This window comes from Xanthomonas sp. WHRI 6106 (genome assembly GCF_040202405.1).
Lineage (GTDB): Bacteria > Pseudomonadota > Gammaproteobacteria > Xanthomonadales > Xanthomonadaceae > Xanthomonas > Xanthomonas cannabis.
The window spans coordinates 174944-199441 of the sequence record NZ_JBEGFC010000006.1 but is presented as its reverse complement, the minus strand read 5'-3'; the positions used below and the strand labels follow the sequence as shown (position 1 = coordinate 199441).

Sequence of the window (24498 nt, the reverse complement as noted above, 5' to 3'; positions counted from 1 at the left end):
CCTGCCGGGCCGGCACGGGCATGCCGGGTTCCACGCTACACTCCCCGACCTGTGACCTGGCCACCTTCGCGCATGACGTCTCGCTCGCACGACACCTGGATTCTGAGTCTGCTCGCCCTCCTGATGGCGGCCACGCGGATCAATCACTTCGCGCCGGTCCCGGATGCGTCCTGGGCGGTGTTCTTCATCGGCGGCTTTCACCTGGCCGCGCGCACGCGGCTGGCGTTCCCGCTGTTGATGGGGCTTGCGGTGGCGGTGGACTGGCTGGTGATCACCCGCCAGGGCCTGAGCTTCTGGCAGCACTATTGCGTCTCGCCGGCCTACTGGTGCCTGATCCCGGCGTACTTCGCGCTGTGGGCCGGTGGCGTCTGGCTGCGCCGGCACTACCACGGCGCCCATTGGAACGCGCTGGCCCGGCTGGTACCCGCCCTGCTGATCGGCGTGGCGCTGTGCCAGCTGATCGCCCAGGGCAGCTTCTACTGGATCAGTGCCAGCGTCAGTGAGCCCACGCTGGCCGGCTGGTTCAGGAACTACACCGACTGGCTGTGGCCCTACCTGCGCAGTGCGGCGCTGTATGTCGCCGCCGCCGCGTTGCTCCAGGTCGCGGCCGAGCGCCTGGCAGCGCCGCAGCACCATTCCCACGCCGGCTAGATCATGGGCAACCGGCTTTCGCGCATTTATACCCGCACCGGCGACGATGGCAGCACCGGCCTGGGCGACGGCAGCCGTACCGGCAAGGACGCGCTGCGCGTCAATGCCTACGGGACCGTGGACGAGGCCAATTCGGCGCTCGGCGTGCTGTTGGCCGCGCCCGGCGTGCCCGCCCCGATCGCCGACCTGCTGACCACCGTGCAGCACCAGCTGTTCGACCTGGGCGGCGAGCTGTGCATCCCCGGGCATGCGGCGATCGAGGCGGCCGATATCGCCGCCCTGGAACGCCACTTGGACCATTACAACGACGGCTTGCCGCCGCTGCAGGACTTCATCCTGCCGGCTGGTGGCGAAGCGGCCGCGCGCTGCCACCTGGCCCGCACCATCGTGCGCCGGGCCGAGCGCGAGACCGTCGCGCTGTCCCGCCTGGAAGCGGTACGCAGCGAGGCGATCGGCTATCTCAACCGGCTGTCGGACCTGTTGTTCGTCCTGGCGCGCGTGCTGGCACGGGTCGATGGCCAGCAGGAAGTGCTGTGGCGGCACGACCGCCGGCGCGGTTGACCCTGTGCCCGGCACGGCGGAGAGGCTAGAGTCGTCCCATGTTGGTCTTTACCCATCCCGCCTGCCTCGGTCACGACGCCGGCCCCGAGCATCCTGAAAGCCCCGCCCGCCTGGAAGCGGTGGTCGACGCCTTGCGCGCCGCCTTTCCGGACCTGGACTGGCGCGAGGCGCCCCTGGCCAAGCTGGGCGACCTGTGCCGCGTGCATGAGCGCGAGCAGGTAGACGCCGTGCTGGAAACCGCCTTCGACGGCTATCGCCAGCTGGATGTGGACACGCGCATGGTGCCGGCCTCGCGCGCGGCCGCCCTGCGCGCCGCCGGCGCCGGCATCGCCGCGGTGGACGCGGTCATGCAGGACCAGACCCGCACCGCCTTCTGCGCAGTGCGCCCGCCCGGCCACCACGCCACCGCGCAGGTGTCGATGGGCTTTTGCCTGTTCAACAACATCGCCGTAGCCGCCGCGCATGCGCGCGACCGACATGGGCTGGAGCGCATCACCATCGTCGATTTCGACGTCCACCACGGCAACGGCACGCAGGCGATCTTCGAGCGCGACCCGGCCGTGCAGTATCTGAGCACCCATCAGTCCGGGCTCTATCCGCACTCGGGCAGTGTCCACGAACGCGGCGTTGGCAACGTCCACAACCTGCTGCTGCCGCCGGGCAGCGACGGGCTGCGCTTCCGCAATGTCTGGGAGGACGAGATGCTGCCGTTGATCGATGCCTTCCGCCCGCAGCTGATCCTGATCTCGGCCGGTTTCGATGCGCACCTGCGCGATCCGCTGGCCGACCTGATGCTGGACGACGACGATTTTGCCTGGCTGACCGGCGCGCTGCGCACCCTGGCCGAGCGGCATGCGCGCGGTCGGGTGGTGTCCATGCTGGAAGGCGGATACGACCTGCAGGCGTTGCGCGAGAGCAGCGTGGCCCACGTCGCCGCCCTGCGCTGACCCCGTCGGCACGCCGGGCGCGCGGCCGCCGGCGATGAACCTCGCCCGCGCGGCGCAGCCGCTCTTCATTGCCCCTATGCGGGGTATACGGCAAGCTAGTCGCCATTTTATTGGTTGAACCACGCGTGCGCCGAGCTCTCCGCCTGCTGCCCCTGCCCTTGAGCATTGCCATCTGCCTCCCGGCCATGGCTGCCGACAAGCCGTTGAACTGGGGATTGTGCCCGGCCGTGGACCCGCTACCCGGCTTCGACGGCGCGCCTGCCGCAGACCCCAAGGCGGCCGAGATACGCCCGCAGTTGCCGACCGACATCGAAGGCGACCAGCTGTCCGGGACCAGTACCACTCCGCAATACCAGGGCAACGTGGCGCTCAAGCGCGGCGACCAGTTCCTGGGTGCTGACAACCTGCGCATGGACACCGAGACCGGCAACTACATCGCCGAAGGCAACGTGCGGTACCAGGACAGCTCGTTCCGGATGATTGCCGACCGTGCCGAGGGCAATCAGGACACCGACGCCCACAAGGTCACCAACATCCAGTACCAACTGGTGGACCGGCGCGGCAACGGCGGTGCGGAATCTGTGGACCTGCAGGGCCAGGTCGGCCAGATGCATCGCTCGACCTATACCACCTGCGATCCGTCGCAGCCGATCTGGCGCGTGCGTGCGCCCGAGATCGACGTCGACAATGAAGAAGGCTTCGGCACGGCACGCAATGCCGTGCTGCAGATCGGCAAGGTGCCGGTACTGTATTTCCCCTGGTTCAAGTTCCCGATCGACGACCGCCGTCAGACCGGCCTGCTGTTTCCGCAGTTCGGCCTGTCCGGCCGCAATGGCTTCGATTATCTGCAGCCGATCTATCTCAACCTGGCGCCGAACTACGATGCCACCCTGCTGCCGCGCTACATGAGCAAGCGCGGTTTCATGTTCGGCACCGAATTCCGTTACCTCTACGAGGGCGGTCGCGGTGAGATCACCGGCAATTACCTGCCCAATGACAACCTGCGCAAGAAAGACCGCGGCAGCGTCTTCTACACCGGTTATCACAACATCAATGATCACTGGCAGGCGCGCAGCAGCATCTCCTGGGTCAGCGACACGCGCTATGTGGAGGACTTCACCAGCCGCCTGAACGGCATGGGCTCGGCCTCCAGCCTGCAGAGCACCATCGGCATCTACGGCACCGGTGAAACCTGGACTGCAGGCTTGATGGCCGACCGCTGGCAGTTGACCGACTACACGCTGGATGAGACGGCACTCCCCTATAACCGCCAACCACGCGCGTATTTCACGTGGGAGAAGCCATTTGGCCTCTTCGAGGCCGGGGTGTATGCCGAGGCGGTGCGCTTCACGCACGACGATTCGTACCAAGTCTTCCGCGACGTCAATGACACAGACGGCGACAACGATACGGATGAATTCATCCGCACCAACGTGCGCAATTTCAACTACGCCGGCGGAACACGCCTGGACGTGAAGCCCTATATCTCGATGCCGCTATCGGGCGCAGCATGGTTCATGACGCCGACGGTCGCATGGCGATACACCGCCTATCAGCTGGACAGGGACCTCGCCAACACCAGCCCCCTGACAGGCGATCGCTCGCCCAGCCGCAGTCTGCCGATCGCCTCGCTGGATGCAGGCCTGTATTTTGACCGCGAAACCTCGCTGTTCGGGGCCAACTATCTCAATACGCTGGAACCGCGCATGTATTACCTGTACGTGCCCTACCGCGATCAGGACGATCTGCCGGTCTTCGATACCCGCCCGTTCACGTTCAGCTATGGCCAACTGTTCCGCGACAGCCGTTACACGGGCGCCGACCGCCAGAACGATGCCAATCAGCTGACCCTGGCAGTGACCTCGCGCTGGCTGCGCCAGGACGACGGGCGCGAGAAGCTGTCGTTGAGTGCCGGCCAGATCCTGTATTTCAACGACTCGCTGGTCACCATCAACAACAGCACCAATCCGGCGACAAGCGGCGGTGAGCAGCCGATCGAACAAGGCAAGTCCGCCTGGGTGGCCGATGCCAACTACATGATCAACGACCGCTGGTCGATGGGCGCCACTTACCAGTGGAACCCGAACTCGCGCAAGGAAGATCTGGCCAGCGTGCGCACGCGCTATCTGCTGGGCAACGACGGCATCGTCAATCTGGCGTATCGCTACCGCCGCAATCCCACCGACAACAGCGATCAGCTCGAACAGGCAGACTTCTCGTTCCTGTACCCGATCAACCCCACCTGGAGTGCGGTCGGCCGTTATTACTACTCGCTACTGGATCGCGAGCCGCTGGAGATGATCGGTGGCGTGCAGTGGGACAGCTGCTGCCTGGCAGTGCGCGCGCTGGTGCGCCGGTTCGTGCGTAACCGCGATGGCGAGATGGACAACTCTATCCAGTTCGAGTTCGTGCTCAAGGGCTTGAGCTCGTTTGGCCAGAACACGGACCGCACTTTGCGCCGTGCTATTCTCGGCTATTACCGCGACGACCTGTACCTGGTCCCGCCCAGCAACACCACGACCAATCCGGACGATTACGATCCGAACCTGATTCCATGACCAAGCCTTTCTCTGTTCTTCTTGCCTCGCTGCTGGTGATCACCAGCACGGTCTCGCCGCTGGCCTCGGCGCAGCAATCCCAGCCGCTGGATCGTATCGCCGCCATCGTGGACGAAGACGTGGTGCTGCAGAGCGAGCTCGATCGCGCCGTGCGCAACGTCAAGTCGCAATATGCGGGCCGCGAAAACCAGCTGCCGCCGGACGATGTCCTGCAGCGCCAGGTGCTCGAGCGCCTGGTCCTGGTCAAGTTGCAGGTGGGCCGCGCCGACGGCAGCGGGATCCGCGTCAGCGACGAGGAACTCAACCGCGCCATCGCCAGCATCGCCCAGCAGAACGGCACCACCGTCGATGGCCTGCGCCAGAAGCTGGCGGCCGACGGCATGGCATACGGCGACTTCCGCTCGTCGGTGCGCGAGGAGATCATCGTGCAGCGCCTGCGTCAGAGCTTTGCGCAGAGCCGCATCAGCGTGAGCGAAGGCGAAGTGGATACCGCGCTGGCCCAGCAGGCCACGACCGGCAGCCAGTATCATCTGGCCCACATCCTGGTCGGCCTGCCCGAAGGCGCGACCGCCGATCAGATCGCCACCGGCCAGAAGAAGGTCGATGGCGTCAAGGCGTTGATCGACAAGGGCGAGCTGGATTTCTCGGCAGCGGCGGTGCGTTATTCGGATAGCCCGAATGCGCTGGAAGGCGGCGACCTGGGCTGGCGCAGCCTGGACGAGATTCCCAACGCGTTTGCCCAGCTGATTCGCGACATGCAGCCTGGCCAGGTGGCCGGCCCGCTGCGTGGCCCCAGCGGTTTCCAGTTGCTCAAGCTGGTGGAAATGCGCGACGCCAATGCCGGCGGCGAGAAGAAGATGGTCACCGAGTACAACGCGCGCCACATTCTGGTCCGCATCGGCGACAACCAGACCGACGCGCAGGCCAAGGCCAAGATCGACACGCTGCGCGCCCGCATCGTGGGCGGCGCGGACTTCCAGGCGACGGCCAAGGAGTCCTCCGAGGACACCAACAGCCGCAGCCAGGGCGGCGACCTGGGCTGGTTCCCGGCCGATGCGTTCGGCCCGGACTTCGGCAAGCAGGTCGAGAGCCTGGCCGATGGCGCCGTGTCCGAGCCGTTCCGCACCCAGGCCGGCTGGCATATCGTGCAGCGCGTCGGCAGCCGCCAGACCGATGTCAGCTCCGAAAACCAGCGTGCGCAGATCCGTGAAACGATCGGTCGCCGCAAGTTGGAAGAGGAATACAACCGCTACCTGCAGGAACTGCGTGGCGAAGCGTACGTGAGCTACCGCACCGGCGATCGTGCCGACGGCAATGCCACTGCCGAGCCGACCAAGCCGGCCGAACCGGCTGCTCCGACCCCGCCGCCGGCACAGCCGGCGCGCTGAGCCGATGGGGGTCCCCTCGCTCGCGCTGGTGCCGGGCGAGCCGGCCGGGATCGGGCCGGAACTGTGTGTGCGGCTCGCCCAACGGCCCCGCACGGATGCGCACCTGATCGCCTACGCCGATCCTGACACCCTGCACAGCGCCGCACAGGCGCTGTCGCTGTGTGTGCGCCTGCTCGATCCGGACCAGCCGGCGCGTCACCCCGGCGACCTGCCGTTGTTTCCGGTTCGACAGGCGGCGCCAACCCGCTTCGGTCATGCCGATCCCGCCAATGCCGCGGCGGTGATTGCCGGCCTGCGCACGGCCGCCGGCGACTGTCTGGCCGGGCGCCTGCAAGGCATCGTGACCGGCCCGGTGCACAAGGCGGTCATCAACGCCGGCGGCATCGCCTATACCGGCACCACTGAATTGCTGGCCGAACAGGCCGGCTGCCCGGTGGTGATGATGCTGGCCAACAGCGTCGTGCGCGTGGCGCTGGTGACCACGCACCTGCCGCTACGCGCGGTCGCCGATGCGATCAGCGCCGACGCGCTGATGCAGTGCCTGCGCATCACCCATACCGCCTTGCAGCGCGACTTCGGCCTGCCGACGCCGCGCATTGCCGTGCTCGGCCTCAACCCGCACGCGGGCGAGGACGGCCACCTGGGCCGCGAGGAACTGGACGTGATCATTCCGGTTCTGCAGCAGCTGCGCGGCGAGGGCCTGCAGCTGATCGGGCCATTGCCGGCAGACACTGCCTTCCTGCCGCAGAAACTGAGCGGCTTCGACGCGGTGGTGGCGATGTACCACGACCAGGGCCTGCCGGTGCTGAAGTACAGCGGTTTCGAGCAGGCGGTGAACATCACCCTGGGCCTGCCCTACCCGCGCGTGGCGGTGGATCACGGCACCGCGCTGGAACTGGCCGGACGCGGCACCGCCGACCCGTCCAGCCTGATGGCGGCCACGGCGTTGTGCGCGCGGCTGGCGGCGCGCGGCTGAGTCACCATCCCGGCAGGGCATTGCGAAGCTGCGTGCGCGTCACTGGCCGTGGCGGCATACGCCGCGCACGTCGCACCACACGGCGTGCAGCCGCCGGCTCCGTTAAACTGCGCAGATGAATTCTTCCTTCAGCGCACCGGCCAAGAAGTCGCTTGGCCAGCACTTTCTTGCCGACCGGTATTACATCGACCGGATCGTGCAGGCGGTGGGCCCGCGCGCCGGCCAGCACCTGGTCGAAATCGGCCCCGGTCAGGGCGCCATCACCTTCCCGCTGCTACGCACCCATGGCGCGTTGACCGTGATCGAGTTCGATCGCGACCTGATCGCTCCATTGACCGACGCTGCAGCGCCGATCGGCGCGCTGAGCATCATTCATCGCGACGTGCTCAGCGTGGATTTCACCGCACTGGCCGACGGCACGCCGATCCGCCTGGTCGGCAACCTGCCCTACAACATTTCCTCGCCGATCCTGTTTCATGCGCTGGACCATGCCGCAGCCGTGGCCGACATGCATTTCATGCTGCAGAAGGAAGTGGTCGACCGCATGGCGGCCGGTCCCGGCAGCAAGGTGTATGGTCGGCTGAGCGTGATGTTGCAGGCGTACTGCGATGTCACCGCGTTGTTCGTGGTGCCGCCGGGCGCGTTCCGGCCGCCGCCGAAGGTGGACTCGGCCGTGGTGCGGCTGGTGCCGCGCGACCCGGCCACGGTGCAGATCAAGGACCGCCGCCGCTTCGCCGATGTGGTGCGCGCCGGTTTCGGGCAGCGCCGCAAGACCCTGCGCAATGCCTTGTCCAATGTGTGCGAACCAGCGCATTTCGAGGCCGCCGGCGTGCGTCCGGATGCCCGCGCCGAGCAGCTCGAGGTCGCCGATTTCATCCGGCTGGCCAATGTCGAGCTGGCTTGAGCACCGCTCCCACAGTGGTTTATTTAGACTTTTCCCATGCACGATGATCCACGCTATCGGGTCGAGGTCGAGGTCTCGCCGCGCTTCCTCGCCCACCAATCGACCCCGGAAGAAGGCCGTTACGCCTTCGCCTACAGCATCCGTATCCAGAATGCGGGCGCGGTGCCTGCGCGCCTGGTGGCGCGCCACTGGAAGATCACCGATGCCAACGGTCGCACCGAGCAGGTCGATGGCGAAGGCGTGGTCGGCGAACAACCCTGGCTGCGTCCCGGCGAAGCCTTCCAGTACACCTCCGGGGTGCTGCTGGAAACCGAACAGGGCCAGATGCAGGGCCACTACGACATGGTGGCCGACGATGGCACCGAATTCACCGCCCCGATCGCCGCCTTTGTGCTGAGCGTACCCAGGACGCTGCACTGATGACTGCTGGATTGATGGAGCGCGCGCGATGAGCGTCTGGGCAATTGGCGACCTGCAGGGGTGTTACGACATCACCCAGCGCCTGCTGGAAAAGGTGAACTTCGACCCGGCCCGGGACACGCTGTGGTTCTGCGGCGACTTGGTCAACCGTGGCGGGCAATCGCTGGAGACGTTGCGCCTGGTGCATTCGCTGCGCGCGCACAGCGTGGTGGTGCTGGGCAATCACGACCTCTCGCTGCTGGCGATCGGTGCACGCTCTGAGGAGGAGCAGCGCAAGGTCAACCCGGACCTGCAGCGCATCGTGCTGGCCGAGGACCGCGACGTGCTGCTGGACTGGCTGCGCATGCAGAAGCTGGCGCATGTGGATCGCGACCTGGGCTGGATGATGATCCATGCCGGGCTGGCCCCGAAGTGGACCACCCAGATGGCCGAGAAACATGCCCGCGAGGTCGAGCAGCAGTTGCAGGGCGGCGGTTATCGCAAGCTGTTGCGCAACATGTACGGCGATCAGCCCGGCTGGTCGCCGGGGCTGAGCGGCTATGAGCGCAGCCGCGCGATCATCAACCTGTTCACGCGCATGCGCTATTGCACCCCGCGCGGGCGGATCGCCACCGACGACAAGGGTACGCCCGGCACCCAGGCGCAGGGCCTGTATCCCTGGTTCGAAGTGCCCGGCCGGGTCGAACGCGATCTGAAGATCGTCTGCGGGCATTGGTCGGCGCTGGGCCTGACGATCACCCAGGGCGTGCACGCCATCGATACCGGCGCGGTGTGGGGCGGCAAGCTCACCGCCCTGCAGCTGGACACCGATGAACTACGTGTCCTGCAGGTCCCCGGGCGCGAAGTCCCCACTCCGGCAGCACCGGCAGCGCATGCGCCGCGGCGCCCGCGCGAAGGCCAGGGCCGCCAGCGCGGGCGTGGCCGTGGACGGGGCCATGGCAGTGGCGGTGGCGCGAACACGGGGGCCGACACAACGGCGCCCAACCGGCCGGCCACACCGGCAACGGACTGATTTGCCAGCGAGGCGTGCGGCACAACGCGCGTCTGGCTGACTCTTCGAGACAGGCGACGCCGCATTGCACGCAACGGTTGAAGAGCAGCTGTTCCGTGCGGCCTATCGGCACTGTGACCAGAATCAGGTCAGGACAGCTGCACTGTTGGGAGTCAGCCGCAACGTCGTGCGTGCACGGCTGATCGCGCTGGGCGAACTGGTCGTGAACACGCGCTCCGGCTGAGGTGCGCCTGTCCGGCGCAGGATGACGGTGCCGAGCCACCGGCACGGCTGAGCGCACATGCTGCAACAGCAAGATCGCAGCGCAACGGCCAAGGCTCAGCGGCGCCGGTAGTCCACGTACTCGAACGCAAACGCATGGCGCTCGTCGGCCGCATGCGCCTGGCGCTGGACCGGTTCCCACACGGCGGGATCGATCGGCGGGAAGTGCGTGTCGGCGCCGGCGACCACGGCATCCACCTCGGTCACTGCCAGCAGATCGGCATCTTCCAAGGTCAGCCGATACACCTCCCCACCACCGATCACGCACAGCGCCTGCGCGCCCTCTTGCGCGGCACGTTCGATGGCCTGCTCCACCGATGCCACCGCCTGCATGCCCTCGAACGGCACGTGCCCCGAGCGCGTCAGCACCAGGTTCAAACGGCCCGGCAGCGCACGTCCCAACGACTGCGCTGTCTTGCGGCCCATCAGGATCGGCTTGCCCACCGTCAGCGCCTTGAAGCGCTTGAGGTCATCGGGCAATTTCCACGGCAAGTCGTTGTCGCGGCCAATGGCGTTGTTGCGGTCGAAGGCGACGATGAGGTGGAGCCTGGGCCGGCTGTCCCCCCGACTCATACCGCCACCGGCGCCTTGATCGCCGGATGCGGGTCGTAGCCTTCGATGGCGATGTCTTCGAAGCGGAACGCGAACAGGTCGGTCACCTCCGGATTCAGGCGCAAGCTAGGCAGCGCGCGCGGTGTGCGCGTCAGCTGCTCGCGCGCCTGTTCGAAGTGATTCGAATACAGATGTGCATCGCCCAGCGTATGCACGAAATCGCCCACACCCAGGCCGGTGGCCTGCGCCACCATGTGGGTCAGCAACGCATAGCTGGCGATGTTGAACGGCACGCCCAGAAAAATGTCGCCACTGCGCTGGTACAGCTGGCAACTGAGCTTGCCGTTCACCACGTAGAACTGGAACAGGCTGTGGCACGGCATCAGCGCCATCTGCGGCAATTCGCCGACATTCCAGGCGCTGATCACCAGCCGGCGCGAATCCGGGTTGCGCTTGATCTCGTCTACCAGCCATTGCATCTGATCGATCTCGACGCCGTCCGGGCCGGTCCAGCGTCGCCATTGCTTGCCGTAGACCGGACCGAGATCGCCGTTGGCGTCGGCCCACTCGTCCCAGATGCGCACCTGGTTGTCGCTGAGGTAGCCGATATTGGTGTCGCCCTGCAGGAACCACAGCAGCTCGTGGATGATCGAGCGCAGATGCAGCTTCTTGGTGGTGACCAGCGGAAAGCCGTCGTTGAGGTCGAAGCGCATCTGCCAGCCGAACACGCTGCGCGTGCCGGTGCCGGTGCGGTCGGACTTCTCGGCGCCGCGTTCCAGCACATGCCGCAGCAGATCCAGATACGGCTTCACTTGGCCGCCTCCGCCGTGGCCGGTGCTGCAACCACCGGCTGCAGCACCGGCGCGCGGCGCGACATCGCCAGCAACACCAGGCCCACGGCAATCAACGGCAGGCTCAGGATCTGCCCCATCGTCAGCCAGTTGAAGGCCAGGTAGCCGATCGGCGCGTCCGGCACGCGCACGAACTCCACGATGAAGCGGAACACGCCGTACAGCAGCGCGAACAGGCCCGACACCGCGTAACGGGCACGCGGCTTCATCGAGAACGCCCACAGCACCACGAACATCACCACGCCTTCCAGCGCCGCTTCGTAAAGCTGCGAGGGATGGCGTGCAAACTGATTCAATGCGCCGGCGGCGTACTGCGCCTGGATCTGCGCCGGCAACTGATTGGCAAGCTCCGGCGCATGCGGAAAGATCACGCCCCAGCCGGCCTGCGTGAACTTGCCCCACAACTCGCCGCCGACGAAATTGCCGAGCCTCCCGAACCCAAGTCCCAGCGGCACCAGCGGCGCGACAAAATCCATGACATCGAAGAAATGCAGCCGGTGCTTGCGTGCCCACAGCCAGCACGCGATCAACACGCCGAGCAGGCCGCCGTGGAAGCTCATGCCACCTTCCCACACCTTGAACAGGATCAGCGGGTTGGCCAGGAAGGTCTCGAAGGCATAGAACAGCATGTAGCCGATGCGCCCGCCCAGCACCACGCCGAGCATGCCGTAGAACAGCAGGTCGGAGAAACCGTCCATGTCCACCCCGGGCAGGCGGCCGCGCAGGATGCGCGAGCGACCCAGCGCCCAGGCCGAGAAGAAGGCCGCCAGATACATCAAGCCGTACCAGTGCACCTGCACCGGGCCGAGCGAGAAGGCGATGGGGTCGATGGCGTGCAGATAGATCATGCGGACCGCGGATCACATAGAGCGAGGCCGCTATTCTGACACCTTGGACGCGCTCAGCCTAAAAGCTGTGGCCGGTTGGGCAGCTCGTCTTCATGCGGCGCGTCGGCGCCGCGCGGGAAGTGAGCGACCAGCAGCTCGGTCACTGCCTCGATGCCCGCCAGCACCGCCACCTCGTACTGCCCCTCGCGCAGGAACTGCTGCATGCGCCGGCACACCTCGTCCCACTGCGCCTGGGGCACCCGGCTGCGCAGGCCGCGGTCGGCCACCACTTCGATGGCGTGGTCGGCCAGCAGCAGATAGACCAGCACGCCGTTATTGCCTTCGGTGTCCCAGGCGCGCAGCTGCGCAAATGCCTGCTCGGCGCGCTGGCGGGCCGTTTGCCCGCGCCACAGCGCCGCCAGCGGCAGGTCCGCCTCGACCGCCACCATGATCTGGCCGGTGTGGCTGCGCTCGCTGTCGGCCACTGCGGCAGTGATGGTCTCCATGCACTTGGCAGGAAACCGACGCTGCGCCGAGGGCGCGAACAGATGCCTGAGCAGTCGCATTACCAGCTCCCCGAGGCGCCACCGCCTCCCGATGATCCACCGCCGCCACCCCAGCCGCCGCCACCAAAGCCACCGCGGCCACCGCCCCCGAACCCTCCAAAGCCGCCACCGCCCCAGCCACCAGCGCCGACGAAGCGTCCCGGCGAGCCGGAGGCCAGCCCCGCCAACAGCCCGATCACCGCAGCGCCCGCGCTGGCGAACAGCAATGAGGTAAACAGCAAGGCCGCGCCACCAGCGGCCACTCCAGTCAGCACGGCACGCAACGGGCGCGGCAACGCGCCAAGGATCCCACGCGCCACCATCGCCACCACGAAGCCGATGAACAGCGCCATGATCCAGCCCCCACTAGCGCCAGCGCCGGCACCGCCCTCGTGCCCGCTGACCGGCGCCGGCAGCGCCTCGCCTTCGATCAGTCCGGCCAGCGTCGCCGTTGCATCACGAATACCACCGCCGTAGTCGCCCTCGCGAAAGCGCGGTGCCAGATATTCCTGGATGACGCGGTTGGCCACGATGTCGGGGATGGCACCCTCCAGGCCGTACCCGGGCTGGATACGCACGCGACGGTCGTCCTTGGCCACCAGCAACAGCACGCCATCGTCCACGCCCTTGCGCCCGATCTTCCACTGGTCGAATACGCGCTGGGTGTATTGCTCGATCGCCTCCGGCTGGGTGGTCGGCACGATCAGGATCTGCAGCTGCGCGCCCTTGCGTTGCTGCAGGGCCAGCGCCTGTTGCTCCAGTTGCTGGATCTGCGCGGCATCCAGCGTGCCGGTGACATCGACGACCGGCGAACGCAGCGGCGGGATGGCAGCCAGATCCTGCGCCAGCAGCGATGCCGGCAGCAGCAGCAACGCCATCATCCACACCACTCTCAAAGACGCTCGCCGCATTGCCAACTCCTACCTGATGCGTACTGAAATTCAGTCGTTTCCTTCCCCATTGAGCTGTCCTTCCTCGTGGGAAAGGTGTCCCGAATGGGTGGATGAGGGTGCGAGCGGAGCCATGTGCAATTGGAAGACACAAAAGCTTCGCGCCGTACCCTCACCCCAACCCCTCTCCCGCCGGGAGAGCGGCTTGCGGTTACTGCGCGGGCTGCTGATTACTGCGCAGGCTGCGGTGCAGGCTGTTGCTGCGGCGCCGGCTGGTTACCGAAATCCACCTGCGGGGCGCGCGAAATCTGCGCTTCGTTTTCCACGCTGAAATTCGGCTTGGGCTGGTAGCCGAAGATTTTGGCGGTGATCACCTGCGGGAACGAACGGATGTAGGTGTTGTAGTCCTGCACGGTCTGGATATACCGGCCGCGCGCCACGGTGATGCGGTTTTCGGTGCCTTCCAGCTGCACCTGCAGGTCGCGGAACGACTGATCGGACTTGAGCTGCGGATAGTTTTCGCTGACCACCAGCAACCGCGACAGCGCACTCCCGAGTTCGCCCTGGGCCTGCTGGAATTGCTTCAGCGAGGCTTCGTCATCGGCATTGACCTGGATCTGACCAACCCGAGCACGCGCATTGGTCACCTCCGTCAGCACCTGACGTTCCTGCTGCGCGTAGCCCTGCACGGTGCGCACCAGATTGGGAATCAGATCGGCGCGGCGCTGATATTGATTGAGCACCTCTGACCAACCGGCCTTGACGCCTTCTTCCTTCTGCTGGATCGCGTTATAGCCGCAACCGGACAGCGACGCGGTCAGGATCAGCAACACCAGAGCGCGAATCAGGACAGGCATGCAGGCGATTCCGTTGAAAGAAGGCGCGAGCATGCCATGGGCCAGGTCAAGCCCGCATGCACATGCCCGCACCTGAAGCGGCCCTGTGTTGTAGAGGCCGGCAGCAGGCAAGCGCGAATAATGGTCGGTGCGCGGTTGGCTAGCGCCTCGCCCGGCGACTTGCTGGCAATAAAGCGGCGCTCACCCTGGCCCAAGCCTGCGATGCGGGTTGCCACTGATGCCAGCACTTCAAGCGCAGCTTACGGGTGGCACTCATCCGCCCCAATCGCCGGACGCGCCTGCATCGCCATCCAGCCATGTCTCCATCCCCGCACCTGTCGCCGCATCGACGGTGCACGCGCGGCCCCGCAATCGCTTCGGGGCAATCCCTCTTGTGCTGCCGAGGGCCTTCAGAACAGCCGCGGCAACAGGATCAAGCCCCAGCACAGCAGCACGTTGAGCAGCAGCAGGAACACCGCGGCCGAGCCCATGTCCTTGGCACGCCCGGCCAGTACGTGATGCTCCGGGCCGTAACGCTCGATCACCGCTTCGATGGCCGAATTCAGCAGCTCGGCGGCCAGCACGATCAACAACGGCGCGATCAGCGCGATACGTTCCAGCGGTGATTGCCCCAGCCAGAGGCCCAACGGGGCCATGACCGCCGCCAGGCACACTTCGAGCCGGAATGAGGATTCATGCAACCACGCGGCGCGCAATCCCTGCCACGACCAGATCGCTGCCTTGAGCATGCGGCGCGGGCCGCGCGGCACGTGTCCCAGTTGATCAGCCATGCGTCGGTGCTTGCGCCCCGGCAGGGCGTGTCTGAGGACAGGGAAAACGCATGGCATGGTCGCTGCTGGGGAAAGTGCGAATCTTGCACCGTGGCGCTGCGCATCGCCAGCCGCAGTCCGGTTTGCCCTCAGCTTGCAGACTGCTGCACCATGGCAAGCCCGCTCAATCACTGCAGGTTTCTCGCATGATCAGACACAACTTGCGCACGCTGCTGTGCGCCCTCGTGCTGCTGTCCAGCCAGGTGCATGCGCAGCCCCTGCACGCGGCACCGGCCGTACCCGCACAGGTGTCCAACACCGCATGGGAACAGGACATGCAGCGCTTCGCCGCCAGCGATGCGCGCCAACCGCCGCACAGGCACGGCATCGTGTTCGTCGGCAGCTCGTCGATCCGCTTCTGGGAAACGCTGGCGCAGGATTTCCCCGGCACCCCTGTCATCAACCGCGGCTTTGGCGGCTCGGAAGTCCGCGACAGCACCTGGTATGCCGACCGCATCGTGATCCCGTACGCACCACGCCAGGTGGTGCTGTATGCGGGCGACAACGATCTCAACAGCGGCCGTACGCCCGAGCAGGTGCGCGACGATGTGCTGGCCTTCGTCACCCGCGTTCGCCGCGACCTGCCCGAGGCGCGCATCAGTTATCTGTCGATCAAGCCCAGCCCCTCGCGCGCGCAATTGCTGCCGGCGGTGATCACCGCCAATCGCCTGATCAAGGCGGCGCTGGCGCCACTGCCGCGGGTGGACTACGTGGATGTCTATACACCCATGCTCGATGCCGCCGGCAAGCCACGTCCGGAGCTGTTTCGCGACGACATGCTGCACATGACCGCCGATGGTTACGCAATCTGGCGCAAGGCCGTCGCCCCGGTGCTGGAACCGTAGTCACCCCCCGACCGACCCCGCTCGGACCAGTGGCGCGGCCGTTGGCCACGGCGCACCGCCAATGCGTCGATCGCAACGGCGAGCTGCAACGTGGACGCAGAAGGCCCGCCACCGCGCAGCCGTTCTGATCAATCCCGCCAGGCAGCTGACACTGACGGCCTGCCTGCGGGCAGACCGCCAGTGTCAGGCAACTACCACGGCCACCGAGGTCCCTTGTCCGGCCTCGCTTTCCAGCTCGATCCGCCACCCAAAGCGGTCGCACAAACGCCGCACGATCGACAGACCGAGCCCGGTGCCCTGCGGGCGCGTGGGGTCGGCGCGGAAGAACGGCTCGAATGCCCGCGCACGTGCTTCATCGCTCATGCCGATGCCGGTATCGCGCACCACGATGCGGTCCTGTGTCACCTCGACCTCGATGCTGCCGGTGTCGGTGTAGGCGCAGGCATTGCGCAGCAGATTGCTGAGTACCACCCGCATCACCCGCGGCGGCGCGAACATCTGCAGGCTGCGGTCACCCACCATGCGCAGGGACACCGGCTTGTCGCCGAGCAGCTCGCGCGCACTTTCGACTTCTTCGCTGGCCAGCTCGGCCGCATCGAAGGTCTCGCTCTGCGGGTCGATCTCCGCTTCGCGCGCCAGGATCAGGAAGGCATCGATCACCGCTTCCATGTCGCGGCCGGCGCGCTGGATCCGGCGCAGGCTGCGCTGGGTGCGCTGTGACAGCTCGTCGTCGGCCAGTGCCATGTCGGTGGCGACGCGAATCACCGTCAGCGGTGTACGCAGTTCGTGGCTGGCGTCGCGGGTGAAGTTGCGTTCGCGTGCGACATGCTCGCTGACCCGCAGCCCCAGCGCATGCAATGCAGCAGCCAGCTGCCGGGTTTCGCCCTGCAACTCTGCGGGCAGGCGTTCCGGCGAAAGTTCGTCGACATCCGGGTTGCGCGGATCCCAATGCGACACCCGCAGCGCAAGCCAGCTGATCGGTGACACCAGCCGCTTGGAGACGCGGTAGGTGAACCAGGACACGCCATAGATCCCCAGCAACACGATGATCGCCGGCACCACCCCAAACCACAGGGTCAGATGCGCCGCGCGCGCGCGCGGGAAAACCAGGTACAAGCGCCCTTCCGGATGTTGGTCCACATAGACCAGCGCGTCGGCGGCGGCCACTTCGCTGAAACCCGGCGACAAGGTCTGCAGCGCGCGCGGGATGGCTTGGTCGCCAGCGCCGGCAGGTGCGAAATATCCCTGGATGTTGCGCGTATTCGGCGGCCGATTGTCCGGTGCGCTCTTGTGCATCTGCCAGAAATGCACGGCCTCGTCGGCAAGCACGGTGCGCACCAGGCTGTACTTGATGACAAGTGAAATCAGGTACCCGCCCAGTACGATCGCCAGGCTCGCCAGCGCGACCTGTAGCAGGAAGGCAAGACGTATTTTTCGCGGGAGCCCATGTGGCATTGCTGCATCCAGGGGAGAGCGCCGGAGTATAGGCAACGCTTCCGTGAGTCCGTCGTGTAGCCAGCCGGCAGCACGGGAGAGCGAGCGGCGCGCGAGCGCCTACAGGACTGGCCGGCCGCCAGACGGCGGCCGGCCAGGACATCAGGCCATCGGTTGGGCGATGTCGGCGATGCGATAGCCGGCGCTCTGCACGGTGTGCAGCAGCGGGCGGTCGAACGGCTTGTCGATGATCTTGCGCAGGTTGTACAGATGGCTGCGCAGGGTGTCCGAATCCGGCAAGCCATTGCCCCAGATTTCGCGCTCGATTTCCTGGCGGGTCACCACGCGCGGCGACTCGCGCATCAGGATGGTCAGTAGGCGCAGACCGATCGGCGAGAGCTGCAGCTCGGTGCCGGCACGGGTGGCGCGCATGCTCACCGGGTCCAGTACCAGATCGGCGACCTTGAGCACTTCCGAGCCCACCTGGCGGCGCTCGCGACGGATCAGGGCACGCAGGCGCGCTTCCAGTTCCTGGATCGCGAAGGGCTTTGTCAGGTAATCGTCGGCGCCGAAGCCCAGGCCGGTGAGCTTGTCGTCCAGCGTGTCGCGGGCGGTCAGCATCAACACCGGGGTGGACTTGCGTGCGTCGTTACGCAGGCGGCGGCACACTTCGATACCGTCAAGGCGTGGCAGCATGAGATCCAGCACGACCACGTCGTAACTGTTCTCGGCGGCCAGACGGTAACCGTCGAGTCCGTCCTGCGCATAGTCGACCTCGAAGCCACGGCCTTCCAGGTATTCGCCGATCATTTCGGAGATATTGCGGTTGTCTTCGACGACCAGCACGAGGCCGGACGTTTCCTTGGTCTGACGCATGGACTTTCCTCGGTCTTCAGCTTTGTGAAACATGCCGGATCGGCGGTGGAAAGAACGTGAAGACCGGACAACGTTTTGTGACGTGCAGGGTCTAGCGCGGGAGCAGCGGACGTAGCGCGGGCCACACCGTCTCCAGCACCTTGGGCTGGGCTGCGGCGGTCGGGTGCAGGCCGTCGTTCTGCATCAGCCCCGGCTGCAATGCCACCTTTTCCAGGAAGAACGGCACCAGCGCGGTGGTGTACTGTTTCGACAGGTCTGCGTAGGTGGCCTTGAGGCGCTCACGGTACGCCGGGCCGTAGTTGGGCGGTACGTCGATGCCCAGCAACAGCACCTTGGCATTGGCCCGTTGGCTGAGCTGGATCATCTTTTCCAGGTTGCCCTTGAGCTGGGCCGGGGTCAGGCCGCGCAGCGCGTCGTTGCCGCCCAGTTCGATCACCACCACGCCGGGACGGTGTTTTTCCAGCAGGCCGGGCAGCCGGGTCAGCGCACCGGAGGTGGTTTCGCCGCTGATGCTGGCATTGACGACCGCCGGTGGCGTCGCCATGTCACGCTTCAGGCGTTGGTCCAGCAAGGTCACCCAGCCGGACTGCACCGGAATGTTGTGCGCAGCGCTCAGGCTGTCGCCAACGATCAGGATCGGTGCCGTGGTGGCCGGACTTTTGGCAGAGGCAATCCCCGGCGCAAGCAGGGACAGTGCCAGCAGCCACAGGGCCAGCACGCCATATCGCAGTGTTCTTTCACGCATTCGGAGATTCCTCATCGACAGTCTGGCCCCCCGCTCCAGCACCCGCACCGCCATCGACGTCCGCGAGGTCGGCAAGTCCGTCAGCGGACCGGAGGGAACACTCCACATCCTCGACAACGTGAGCTTGACGGTCAGTGAAGGCGACAGCATCGCCATCGTCGGCGCCTCCGGTTCGGGCAAGACCACCCTGCTCGGCCTGCTGGCCGGGCTGGACCTGCCCAGCCGCGGCAGCATCGCGCTGTCGGGCCAGGACCTGGGCCAGCTGGACGAAGAAGCCCGCGCCGCCCTGCGCGCCCGCGAGGTGGGCTTCGTGTTCCAGAGCTTCCACCTGTTGCCGGCGCTGACCGCCGAAGAAAACATCGCGCTGCCGCTGGAACTGGCCGGGCGCGAAGACCCGGCGCGGGTGCGCGAAGTGCTGGAAGCGGTGGGCCTGAGTGCGCGTGCGCGCCATTACCCGCGCCAGCTGTCCGGCGGCGAGCAGCAACGCGTGGCACTGGCGCGTGCGTTCGTGGCCCGCCCGCGCATCCTGTTCGCCGACGAACCCACCGGCAGCCTGGACCAAGCCACCGGCGCGCAGATCAGCGACCTGTTGTTCGCGCTCAATGCGACCAGCGATACCACCCTGGTGCTGGTCACCCACGACATGACCCTGGCGCAGCGCTGCAAGTACATCTACCGCATCGACAGCGGCCGCCTGCATGCACAGACCGGTCCGGCCGCATGAACGTGCTGCGACAAGCCGCACGCGCGGTACGCCGCGAATTCCTGGCCGGCGACCTGCTCACGGTGTTCGCTGCGCTGGTGCTGGGCGTAGCGGTAATGACCGCCGTCGGCACGCTGGTCAACCGGGTGACACTCGCCTTGACCTCCAGCGCGGCCGAGGTGCTCGGTGGCGATCTGGGCGTGACCGGCCGCCAGGAGATTCCGGCCGATTTCGCCGAAGAAGCGCAACGACGCGGCCTGCAGAGCACGCGCATGGTCAGCTTCCCCAGCGTGCTGTTCCATGGCGATGCCAGCCAGATGGCCAATATCCGCGGCGTTGGCGCCGGTTACCCGTTGCGCGGGCAGCTGCTGGTGTCGAGGGATGCCGCCGGCACGCAGGGCAGCGTTGCCAGCGCCCCGCCGCCGGGCCAGGCCTATGCCGACCCGCGCCTGCTCGAGGCGCTGGGCCTGCGCGTGGGCGAGCGACTCGAATTCGGCGCCGGCCACCTGACCATCACCGGCGTGCTGCGCGCCGAGCCGGATGCCTCCGGCGAGCTGATGCAGCTGTCGCCGCCGTTGCTGGTCAATCGCGCCGATATCGAAGGTGCCGGCCTGCTCGGGCCGGGTAGCCGTGCCTCCTACCGGTTGATGTTCGCTGGTGCGCCGGATGCCATCGCCGACCTGCGCGCCTGGCTGAAGCCGCGTGCCAGCGAGTACCGCCTGGTCGGTATCGAAGACACCCAGCGCGGCATGCGTGCGGCGTTCGATCGTGCCGGCCGCTTTTTGGCCTTGTCGGCCTTGCTGGCGGTGCTGTTGTCCGGCGTGGCGACCGCGCTGGCGGCAAACCGGTTTGCGATGCGGCGTATCGACACCGTGGCAGTGCTGCGTTGCCTGGGCGCGAAGCAGCGCGACATCCTGGCGATGCTGTCGCTGCAATTGCTGTTGACCGCGATTCCGGCCTGCCTGGTCGGCATCGGGCTGGGCATGCTGGCGCAGGAAGGCCTGGTGCAGGCACTCGGCAGCCTGATTCCGAACCGCCTGCCGCTGCCGCAGGCTACCCCGGCGCTGGCCGGTGCGGGCATCGGCCTGACCCTGTTGCTGGGCTTCGGCCTGCCGCCGCTGTTGCGGCTGCGCAATGTGCCGCCGATGCGCGTGCTCAACCGCAGTTTTGCAGCCGTGCCGCCGAGCTCGTTGCTGGTGTATGGCGCAGCCTTGGCCGCGACGCTGGCGCTGACCGTGTATGCCACCGGCAACCTGGTGCTGGCTGGCTGGGTGCTGGGTGGGCTGGCGGCGCTGGCGCTGGTGGCGATGATACTGGGCCTTGGCCTGCTCGCGCTGCTGCGGCCGATCCAGCACCGCCTGCGCGGTTCCTGGAAGCTGGGCCTGGCCTCGTTGACACGACGACGCGGGCTAAGCGTGGTGCAGTTGGTCGGGCTGTCGCTGTCCTTGTGCGCGCTGTTGCTGCTGGCCGTGGTCGGCCCCGGCCTGCTCGGCCAGTGGCGCGACCGCCTCCCGGCCGATACGCCCAACTACTTCCTGATGAATATCCAGCCCGAGCAGACCGAGCCGGTGCTGCAGACATTGCACGGCCTGGGCGTGGACAACGCAGCAGTGGAGCCGTTTTCCACCGGACGCCTGGTCGCCATCAACGACAAGTCGCCGGTGCGCGGTGACCGCGACCCGGCCGACGATGGCGACGGCGACAACCGCCCGGTCAATTTTTCCTGGCGGCATGCATTTCCGCCGGCCAATACGCTGTTGCGGGGCAAGTTCTGGGCAGCCGACAGCACTGCAGCGGAAGCCTCGGTGGAAGAAGGCTGGGCACAGCGCTACCAGCTCAAACTCGGTGACCGCATCACCTTGCTGCTGGGCGAACAGCAACGCAGTTTTACCGTCACCAGCATCCGCAAGGCCGATTGGGATTCGTTCCGGGTCAACTTTTTCCTGCTGCTCAATGAGGGCGCAGTCGGCGATGCGCCGTACAACCTGATTTCGGCCTTCCACCTGCCGCCCGGCAGTGCCCCCAAGCTGGCGTCGCTGAGCCGCGACTACCCCAACATCTCGGTGCTGGATATCGATGCCATCCTGGGCCGCGTGCGCGACGTGATCGACCAGGTGGCACAGGCGGTGCAACTGGTGATGGGCTTCAGCCTGCTCGCCGGTGTGCTGGTGCTGCTGGCGGCGCTGCAGGCCACCGCCGGCGAGCGCCGCTACGACAGTGCCGTGCTGCGCACGCTGGGCGCGCGCCGCGGGCAGCTACGCGGCGCAGTGCTGGTGGAATTTGGTGCGCTGGGGCTGCTGGCGGCGGGGCTGGCGGTAATGGCGGCGGCGGTGATCGGCGCGCTGGTCGGACAACAGGCCTTCGAGATCGCACTGGCACCGGACTGGCCGCGTCTGCTGCTGGGCGGCGCATTCGGGCTCGCCCTGAGCCTGCTGGCCGGCTGGTCAGGCACCCGTCGCATCCTGTCCACGCCACCGGCGTTGGCGTTACGCAGCGAATAAGAGCAGCCAACCAGACTACTGCGCAGATCTCAGGCGGGCGCGGCCGGTGTTCGGGATCCGCATGTAACACTGGTACACAGCGTTTCCTGCACGCCGTCCGCGCCCGTCTGACGGTGCGCGCTCCGTTCTGCGGCCGCCCTCGGCGCGCGGGCACGCCGTGCTGGCTGACGACGGCATGTGCTGCGCCGTCTGACGGCAACGCGGGAATCGGCGCAACGGTATCTGCGGCGGGCGAAGCACGATGTAGGTGGCGCATTTCATATACCCGCAGCGCATAAGCACCTTGCCAATCGTACGTTCGCAGCGACGGCATGACTGCCTAGAGTGACCAGTCCGGTCGCCGTTGGCGGCCTTTGCCGTTGTCGAGGTGCCAAGGTCATGGCCAGCAGTCGCTCCGCCCCGCGTGTGCAACCGCCGCGTGCCGATGCCACCACCGCGGCTGCGTCAGGCGTGCGGATCGTGCCGTTCGATGCGCCACTGGGCGCAGAGGTGATCGGGCTGGATCTGTCGCAACCGCTGGACGCGGCTACGTTCGCGCGCATCCATCGGGCGCATCTGGATCACCACGTGCTGGTGTTCCGCGATCAACGCATCACCCCGGCGCAGCAGGTGGATTTCAGCCGTCGCTTCGGGCCGTTGCAGATCCATGTGCTGCGCAATTTCCAGCTGCGCGGGCACCCGGAAGTGCTGGTGGTGTCCAACATCAAGGAAAACGGCGAGCCGATCGGCCTGGGCGATGCCGGGCATTACTGGCACTCGGATCTGTCCTACAAGCAGACCCCGAGCCTGGGTTCGCTGCTGCACGCGCAGGAGCTGCCAAGCGAGGGCGGCGATACCCTCTTCGCCAACCAGCACCTGGCGTGGCAAACGCTGCCCGACGCGCTCAAGCGCACGGTGCAGGACCTGCGCGCCGAACATAGTTATCTGGCCAAGTACGAAGAGCTGCGCGCGCGCAATCCGTGGCGGCCGGCACTGACGCCAGAGCAGATTGCCGAAGTGACGCCCGTGCAGCACCCGGTGGTGCGCACGCATCCGGAAACCGGCCAGAAAGCGTTGTTCGTCAGCGAGCATTTCACCACCCGCATCGTCGGCCTGCCCGAGGACGAAAGCCGGGCGCTGTTGCAGACCTTGTTTGCGCACAGCACGCGCGCGGCGCTGGTGTACCGGCATCGCTGGCAGCCGCATGACATGGTGTTCTGGGACAACCGCTCGGTCATGCATCTGGCCGCCGGTACGCCCGATCACCTGCGTCGCCGTCTCAACCGCACCACCATCGAAGGCGATGCGCCGTTCTGAGCGCGCGCCTGCCCTCCCCCCTCATCGACCGGAGCGCCGCATGCGTTTGACTGTCACTTCTCACGCACCTTCGCAGCGCCGACGCTTTTTGCGGCCCATCGCGCTGCTGTTTCTGGCCGCCTTGCCGCTGCTGCATAGCCCGCAGGCGCAGGCCGAAGGCAAGCTGCGCATCGCCAAGCAATTCGGCATCGTCTATCTGCTGCTGGATGTGGCGCAGGACCAGAAGTTGATCGAGCAGCAGGGCAAGGCCGCCGGTGTCGACATCGACGTGCAGTTTCTGCAGCTCTCCGGTGGCGCAGCGGTCAACGATGCGTTGCTCACCGGGGCGATCGATATCGCCGGTGCCGGCGTGGGACCATTGTTCACCATCTGGGACCGCACGCGCGGCCGGCAGAATGTGCGTGGGGTGGCCTCGCTGGGCAATTTTCCGTACTACCTGATCAGCAATAACCCACGCATCAAGAGCATCGGCGATTTCACCCCGCAGGACCGCATTGCGGTGCCTGCCACCGGCGTGTCGGTGCAGTCGCGTTTTCTGCAGCATGCCTCGCAACAGCGCTGGGGCGACAAGGGCACCCATCAGCTCGATCCGCTGCAGGTGGCGTTGCCGCACCCGGATGCGGCGGCGGCGATCATCCGTGGCCGCACTGAAATCACCGCGCATTTCGCCAGCCCGCCGTTCCAGGAGCAGGAGCTGGCGCGCAACCCGGCCGCGCATATCGTGACCAGTTCCTACGACATCGAGGGCGGCCCGTCGTCGGCGACAGTGCTGTACGCCACCGAAAAATTCCGCCGCGACAATCCCAAGACTTATCGCGCCTTCGTCGCCGCACTGGACCAGGCAGCCAAGTTCGTCACCGCGCATCCGGATCAGGCGGCGGATATCTTCCTGCGCCGCAATGGCTCGGGGATCGACCGCGCGCTGGTGCTGCAGATCCTCAAGGACCCCAAGGTGCAGTTCACCGTGGCGCCGCAAAACACGTTGAAGCTGGGCAAGTTCATGCAGCACAGCGGGGCGATCAAGCAGGCACCGGCCAAGGTCAGCGACTACTTCTTCGACGACCCGCTGGTTGCGGGCGGGAGCTGAGC

General features: G+C 66.6%; 24 protein-coding genes. 14 read left to right on the top strand and 10 right to left on the bottom strand.

Annotation, left to right across the window (positions count from 1 at the left end; genetic code table 11):
* The first annotated feature begins 72 nt into the window (after positions 1-72).
* From ABQZ09_RS11240 to ABQZ09_RS11200, 9 genes are all read left to right on the top strand, one after another.
* Positions 73-651 carry a hypothetical protein gene (locus ABQZ09_RS11240; RefSeq protein WP_349776900.1) on the top strand — a complete coding sequence of 193 codons (579 nt, stop codon included), beginning with the start codon at positions 73-75 and terminating at the stop codon, positions 649-651.
* Between the two features lie 3 nt (positions 652-654).
* Positions 655-1212, top strand: a complete 558-nt coding sequence (locus ABQZ09_RS11235) for a cob(I)yrinic acid a,c-diamide adenosyltransferase (RefSeq protein ID WP_349776899.1) — start codon at positions 655-657, stop codon at positions 1210-1212.
* Between the two features lie 38 nt (positions 1213-1250).
* Positions 1251-2159, top strand: a complete 909-nt coding sequence (locus ABQZ09_RS11230; RefSeq protein ID WP_039413038.1) for a histone deacetylase family protein — start codon at positions 1251-1253, stop codon at positions 2157-2159.
* Positions 2160-2284: 125 nt separating this feature from the next.
* Positions 2285-4717, top strand: coding sequence for an LPS-assembly protein LptD (gene lptD, locus ABQZ09_RS11225; protein WP_349776898.1), 2433 nt, complete (start codon positions 2285-2287; stop codon positions 4715-4717).
* On the top strand, positions 4714-6105 hold the full coding sequence (locus tag ABQZ09_RS11220) for a peptidylprolyl isomerase (RefSeq protein WP_184439544.1): 1392 nt from the start codon (positions 4714-4716) through the stop codon (positions 6103-6105). The genes lptD and ABQZ09_RS11220 overlap by 4 nt, the downstream gene beginning before the upstream one ends.
* A 4-nt stretch (positions 6106-6109) precedes the next feature.
* Positions 6110-7081 (top strand): 4-hydroxythreonine-4-phosphate dehydrogenase PdxA, encoded by a 972-nt coding sequence (pdxA, locus tag ABQZ09_RS11215; RefSeq protein WP_349776897.1) that lies wholly within the window; start codon positions 6110-6112, stop codon positions 7079-7081.
* Positions 7082-7196: 115 nt separating this feature from the next.
* Positions 7197-7985: a 16S rRNA (adenine(1518)-N(6)/adenine(1519)-N(6))-dimethyltransferase RsmA gene (gene rsmA, locus ABQZ09_RS11210; RefSeq protein ID WP_349776896.1), complete on the top strand. Its 789-nt coding sequence runs from the start codon at positions 7197-7199 to the stop codon at positions 7983-7985.
* A 36-nt stretch (positions 7986-8021) separates the two neighbouring features.
* The gene (apaG, locus tag ABQZ09_RS11205; protein ID WP_039413027.1) at positions 8022-8405 is read left to right on the top strand and encodes a Co2+/Mg2+ efflux facilitator ApaG/CorD; all 384 of its coding nucleotides are present in this window, start codon (positions 8022-8024) and stop codon (positions 8403-8405) included.
* Positions 8406-8433: 28 nt separating this feature from the next.
* On the top strand, positions 8434-9417 hold the full coding sequence (locus ABQZ09_RS11200) for a symmetrical bis(5'-nucleosyl)-tetraphosphatase (RefSeq protein WP_349776895.1): 984 nt from the start codon (positions 8434-8436) through the stop codon (positions 9415-9417).
* Positions 9418-9735: 318 nt separating this feature from the next.
* On the opposite strand, the gene ABQZ09_RS11195 is transcribed toward ABQZ09_RS11200, so the two are convergent.
* The 7 genes from ABQZ09_RS11195 to ABQZ09_RS11165 all read right to left on the bottom strand — a co-directional run bounded on the left by ABQZ09_RS11195 (position 9736) and on the right by ABQZ09_RS11165 (position 14970).
* Positions 9736-10251, bottom strand: a complete 516-nt coding sequence (locus ABQZ09_RS11195) for a dihydrofolate reductase (protein ID WP_349776894.1) — start codon at positions 10249-10251, stop codon at positions 9736-9738.
* Positions 10248-11042: a thymidylate synthase gene (locus tag ABQZ09_RS11190; RefSeq protein WP_349776893.1), complete on the bottom strand. Its 795-nt coding sequence runs from the start codon at positions 11040-11042 to the stop codon at positions 10248-10250. The genes ABQZ09_RS11195 and ABQZ09_RS11190 overlap by 4 nt, the downstream gene beginning before the upstream one ends.
* Positions 11039-11929: a prolipoprotein diacylglyceryl transferase gene (gene lgt / locus ABQZ09_RS11185; RefSeq protein ID WP_166750249.1), complete on the bottom strand. Its 891-nt coding sequence runs from the start codon at positions 11927-11929 to the stop codon at positions 11039-11041. Before lgt ends, ABQZ09_RS11190 begins: the two co-directional genes overlap by 4 nt.
* Positions 11930-11982: 53 nt before the next feature.
* A complete protein-coding gene (locus ABQZ09_RS11180; protein WP_349776892.1) occupies positions 11983-12474 on the bottom strand; it encodes a TPM domain-containing protein in 492 nt (163 codons plus the stop codon).
* Positions 12474-13364 (bottom strand): TPM domain-containing protein, encoded by an 891-nt coding sequence (locus ABQZ09_RS11175; RefSeq protein WP_184552788.1) that lies wholly within the window; start codon positions 13362-13364, stop codon positions 12474-12476. The genes ABQZ09_RS11180 and ABQZ09_RS11175 overlap by 1 nt, the downstream gene beginning before the upstream one ends.
* 209 nt (positions 13365-13573) lie before the next feature.
* Positions 13574-14200 carry a LemA family protein gene (locus ABQZ09_RS11170; protein WP_184552790.1) on the bottom strand — a complete coding sequence of 209 codons (627 nt, stop codon included), beginning with the start codon at positions 14198-14200 and terminating at the stop codon, positions 13574-13576.
* Positions 14201-14589: 389 nt separating this feature from the next.
* Positions 14590-14970 (bottom strand): diacylglycerol kinase, encoded by a 381-nt coding sequence (locus ABQZ09_RS11165; protein WP_039408580.1) that lies wholly within the window; start codon positions 14968-14970, stop codon positions 14590-14592.
* Between the two features lie 185 nt (positions 14971-15155).
* Between ABQZ09_RS11165 and ABQZ09_RS11160 the strand changes: the two genes are divergently transcribed.
* The gene (locus tag ABQZ09_RS11160; RefSeq protein WP_349776891.1) at positions 15156-15854 is read left to right on the top strand and encodes an SGNH/GDSL hydrolase family protein; all 699 of its coding nucleotides are present in this window, start codon (positions 15156-15158) and stop codon (positions 15852-15854) included.
* A 183-nt stretch (positions 15855-16037) separates the two neighbouring features.
* Here the strand turns inward: ABQZ09_RS11160 and ABQZ09_RS11155 are convergent, their stop codons facing one another.
* The 3 genes from ABQZ09_RS11155 to ABQZ09_RS11145 all read right to left on the bottom strand — a co-directional run bounded on the left by ABQZ09_RS11155 (position 16038) and on the right by ABQZ09_RS11145 (position 18924).
* Positions 16038-17309, bottom strand: a complete 1272-nt coding sequence (locus tag ABQZ09_RS11155; protein WP_039408575.1) for a sensor histidine kinase — start codon at positions 17307-17309, stop codon at positions 16038-16040.
* A gap of 141 nt (positions 17310-17450) precedes the next feature.
* Positions 17451-18164: a response regulator transcription factor gene (locus tag ABQZ09_RS11150; protein ID WP_002811889.1), complete on the bottom strand. Its 714-nt coding sequence runs from the start codon at positions 18162-18164 to the stop codon at positions 17451-17453.
* Positions 18165-18255: 91 nt separating this feature from the next.
* Positions 18256-18924: an arylesterase gene (locus ABQZ09_RS11145; protein WP_184552796.1), complete on the bottom strand. Its 669-nt coding sequence runs from the start codon at positions 18922-18924 to the stop codon at positions 18256-18258.
* A gap of 103 nt (positions 18925-19027) precedes the next feature.
* Here ABQZ09_RS11145 and ABQZ09_RS11140 point away from each other — a divergent pair, with 103 nt between their 5' ends.
* From ABQZ09_RS11140 to ABQZ09_RS11125, 4 genes are all read left to right on the top strand, one after another.
* Positions 19028-19633 (top strand): ABC transporter ATP-binding protein, encoded by a 606-nt coding sequence (locus ABQZ09_RS11140; protein ID WP_349776890.1) that lies wholly within the window; start codon positions 19028-19030, stop codon positions 19631-19633.
* Positions 19630-22113: an ABC transporter permease gene (locus ABQZ09_RS11135; protein ID WP_349776889.1), complete on the top strand. Its 2484-nt coding sequence runs from the start codon at positions 19630-19632 to the stop codon at positions 22111-22113. Before ABQZ09_RS11140 ends, ABQZ09_RS11135 begins: the two co-directional genes overlap by 4 nt.
* Before the next feature lie 378 nt (positions 22114-22491).
* Positions 22492-23409, top strand: coding sequence for a TauD/TfdA dioxygenase family protein (locus ABQZ09_RS11130; RefSeq protein ID WP_228314395.1), 918 nt, complete (start codon positions 22492-22494; stop codon positions 23407-23409).
* 40 nt (positions 23410-23449) lie between these two features.
* On the top strand, positions 23450-24496 hold the full coding sequence (locus ABQZ09_RS11125) for an ABC transporter substrate-binding protein (RefSeq protein ID WP_349776888.1): 1047 nt from the start codon (positions 23450-23452) through the stop codon (positions 24494-24496).
* Positions 24497-24498: the final 2 nt, after the last annotated feature.

What these genes read in the sequence shown, in the direction of transcription:
- ABQZ09_RS11135 (WP_349776889.1), top strand. Translation starts at nt 19,630, where the DNA reads ATGAACGTGCTGCGACAAGCCGCACGCGCGGTACGCCGCGAATTCCTG.
- ABQZ09_RS11175 (WP_184552788.1), bottom strand. Translation starts at nt 13,364, where the DNA reads ATGCGGCGAGCGTCTTTGAGAGTGGTGTGGATGATGGCGTTGCTGCTG.
- ABQZ09_RS11130 (WP_228314395.1), top strand. Translation starts at nt 22,492, where the DNA reads ATGGCCAGCAGTCGCTCCGCCCCGCGTGTGCAACCGCCGCGTGCCGAT.
- ABQZ09_RS11235 (WP_349776899.1), top strand. Translation starts at nt 655, where the DNA reads ATGGGCAACCGGCTTTCGCGCATTTATACCCGCACCGGCGACGATGGC.
- ABQZ09_RS11170 (WP_184552790.1), bottom strand. Translation starts at nt 14,200, where the DNA reads ATGCCTGTCCTGATTCGCGCTCTGGTGTTGCTGATCCTGACCGCGTCG.
- ABQZ09_RS11240 (WP_349776900.1), top strand. Translation starts at nt 73, where the DNA reads ATGACGTCTCGCTCGCACGACACCTGGATTCTGAGTCTGCTCGCCCTC.
- ABQZ09_RS11200 (WP_349776895.1), top strand. Translation starts at nt 8,434, where the DNA reads ATGAGCGTCTGGGCAATTGGCGACCTGCAGGGGTGTTACGACATCACC.
- lgt (WP_166750249.1), bottom strand. Translation starts at nt 11,929, where the DNA reads ATGATCTATCTGCACGCCATCGACCCCATCGCCTTCTCGCTCGGCCCG.
- pdxA (WP_349776897.1), top strand. Translation starts at nt 6,110, where the DNA reads ATGGGGGTCCCCTCGCTCGCGCTGGTGCCGGGCGAGCCGGCCGGGATC.
- ABQZ09_RS11180 (WP_349776892.1), bottom strand. Translation starts at nt 12,474, where the DNA reads ATGCGACTGCTCAGGCATCTGTTCGCGCCCTCGGCGCAGCGTCGGTTT.
- ABQZ09_RS11150 (WP_002811889.1), bottom strand. Translation starts at nt 18,164, where the DNA reads ATGCGTCAGACCAAGGAAACGTCCGGCCTCGTGCTGGTCGTCGAAGAC.
- ABQZ09_RS11165 (WP_039408580.1), bottom strand. Translation starts at nt 14,970, where the DNA reads ATGGCTGATCAACTGGGACACGTGCCGCGCGGCCCGCGCCGCATGCTC.
- ABQZ09_RS11125 (WP_349776888.1), top strand. Translation starts at nt 23,450, where the DNA reads ATGCGTTTGACTGTCACTTCTCACGCACCTTCGCAGCGCCGACGCTTT.
- ABQZ09_RS11230 (WP_039413038.1), top strand. Translation starts at nt 1,251, where the DNA reads ATGTTGGTCTTTACCCATCCCGCCTGCCTCGGTCACGACGCCGGCCCC.
- ABQZ09_RS11145 (WP_184552796.1), bottom strand. Translation starts at nt 18,924, where the DNA reads ATGAGGAATCTCCGAATGCGTGAAAGAACACTGCGATATGGCGTGCTG.
- ABQZ09_RS11195 (WP_349776894.1), bottom strand. Translation starts at nt 10,251, where the DNA reads ATGAGTCGGGGGGACAGCCGGCCCAGGCTCCACCTCATCGTCGCCTTC.
- apaG (WP_039413027.1), top strand. Translation starts at nt 8,022, where the DNA reads ATGCACGATGATCCACGCTATCGGGTCGAGGTCGAGGTCTCGCCGCGC.
- ABQZ09_RS11160 (WP_349776891.1), top strand. Translation starts at nt 15,156, where the DNA reads ATGATCAGACACAACTTGCGCACGCTGCTGTGCGCCCTCGTGCTGCTG.
- rsmA (WP_349776896.1), top strand. Translation starts at nt 7,197, where the DNA reads ATGAATTCTTCCTTCAGCGCACCGGCCAAGAAGTCGCTTGGCCAGCAC.
- ABQZ09_RS11220 (WP_184439544.1), top strand. Translation starts at nt 4,714, where the DNA reads ATGACCAAGCCTTTCTCTGTTCTTCTTGCCTCGCTGCTGGTGATCACC.
- ABQZ09_RS11155 (WP_039408575.1), bottom strand. Translation starts at nt 17,309, where the DNA reads ATGCCACATGGGCTCCCGCGAAAAATACGTCTTGCCTTCCTGCTACAG.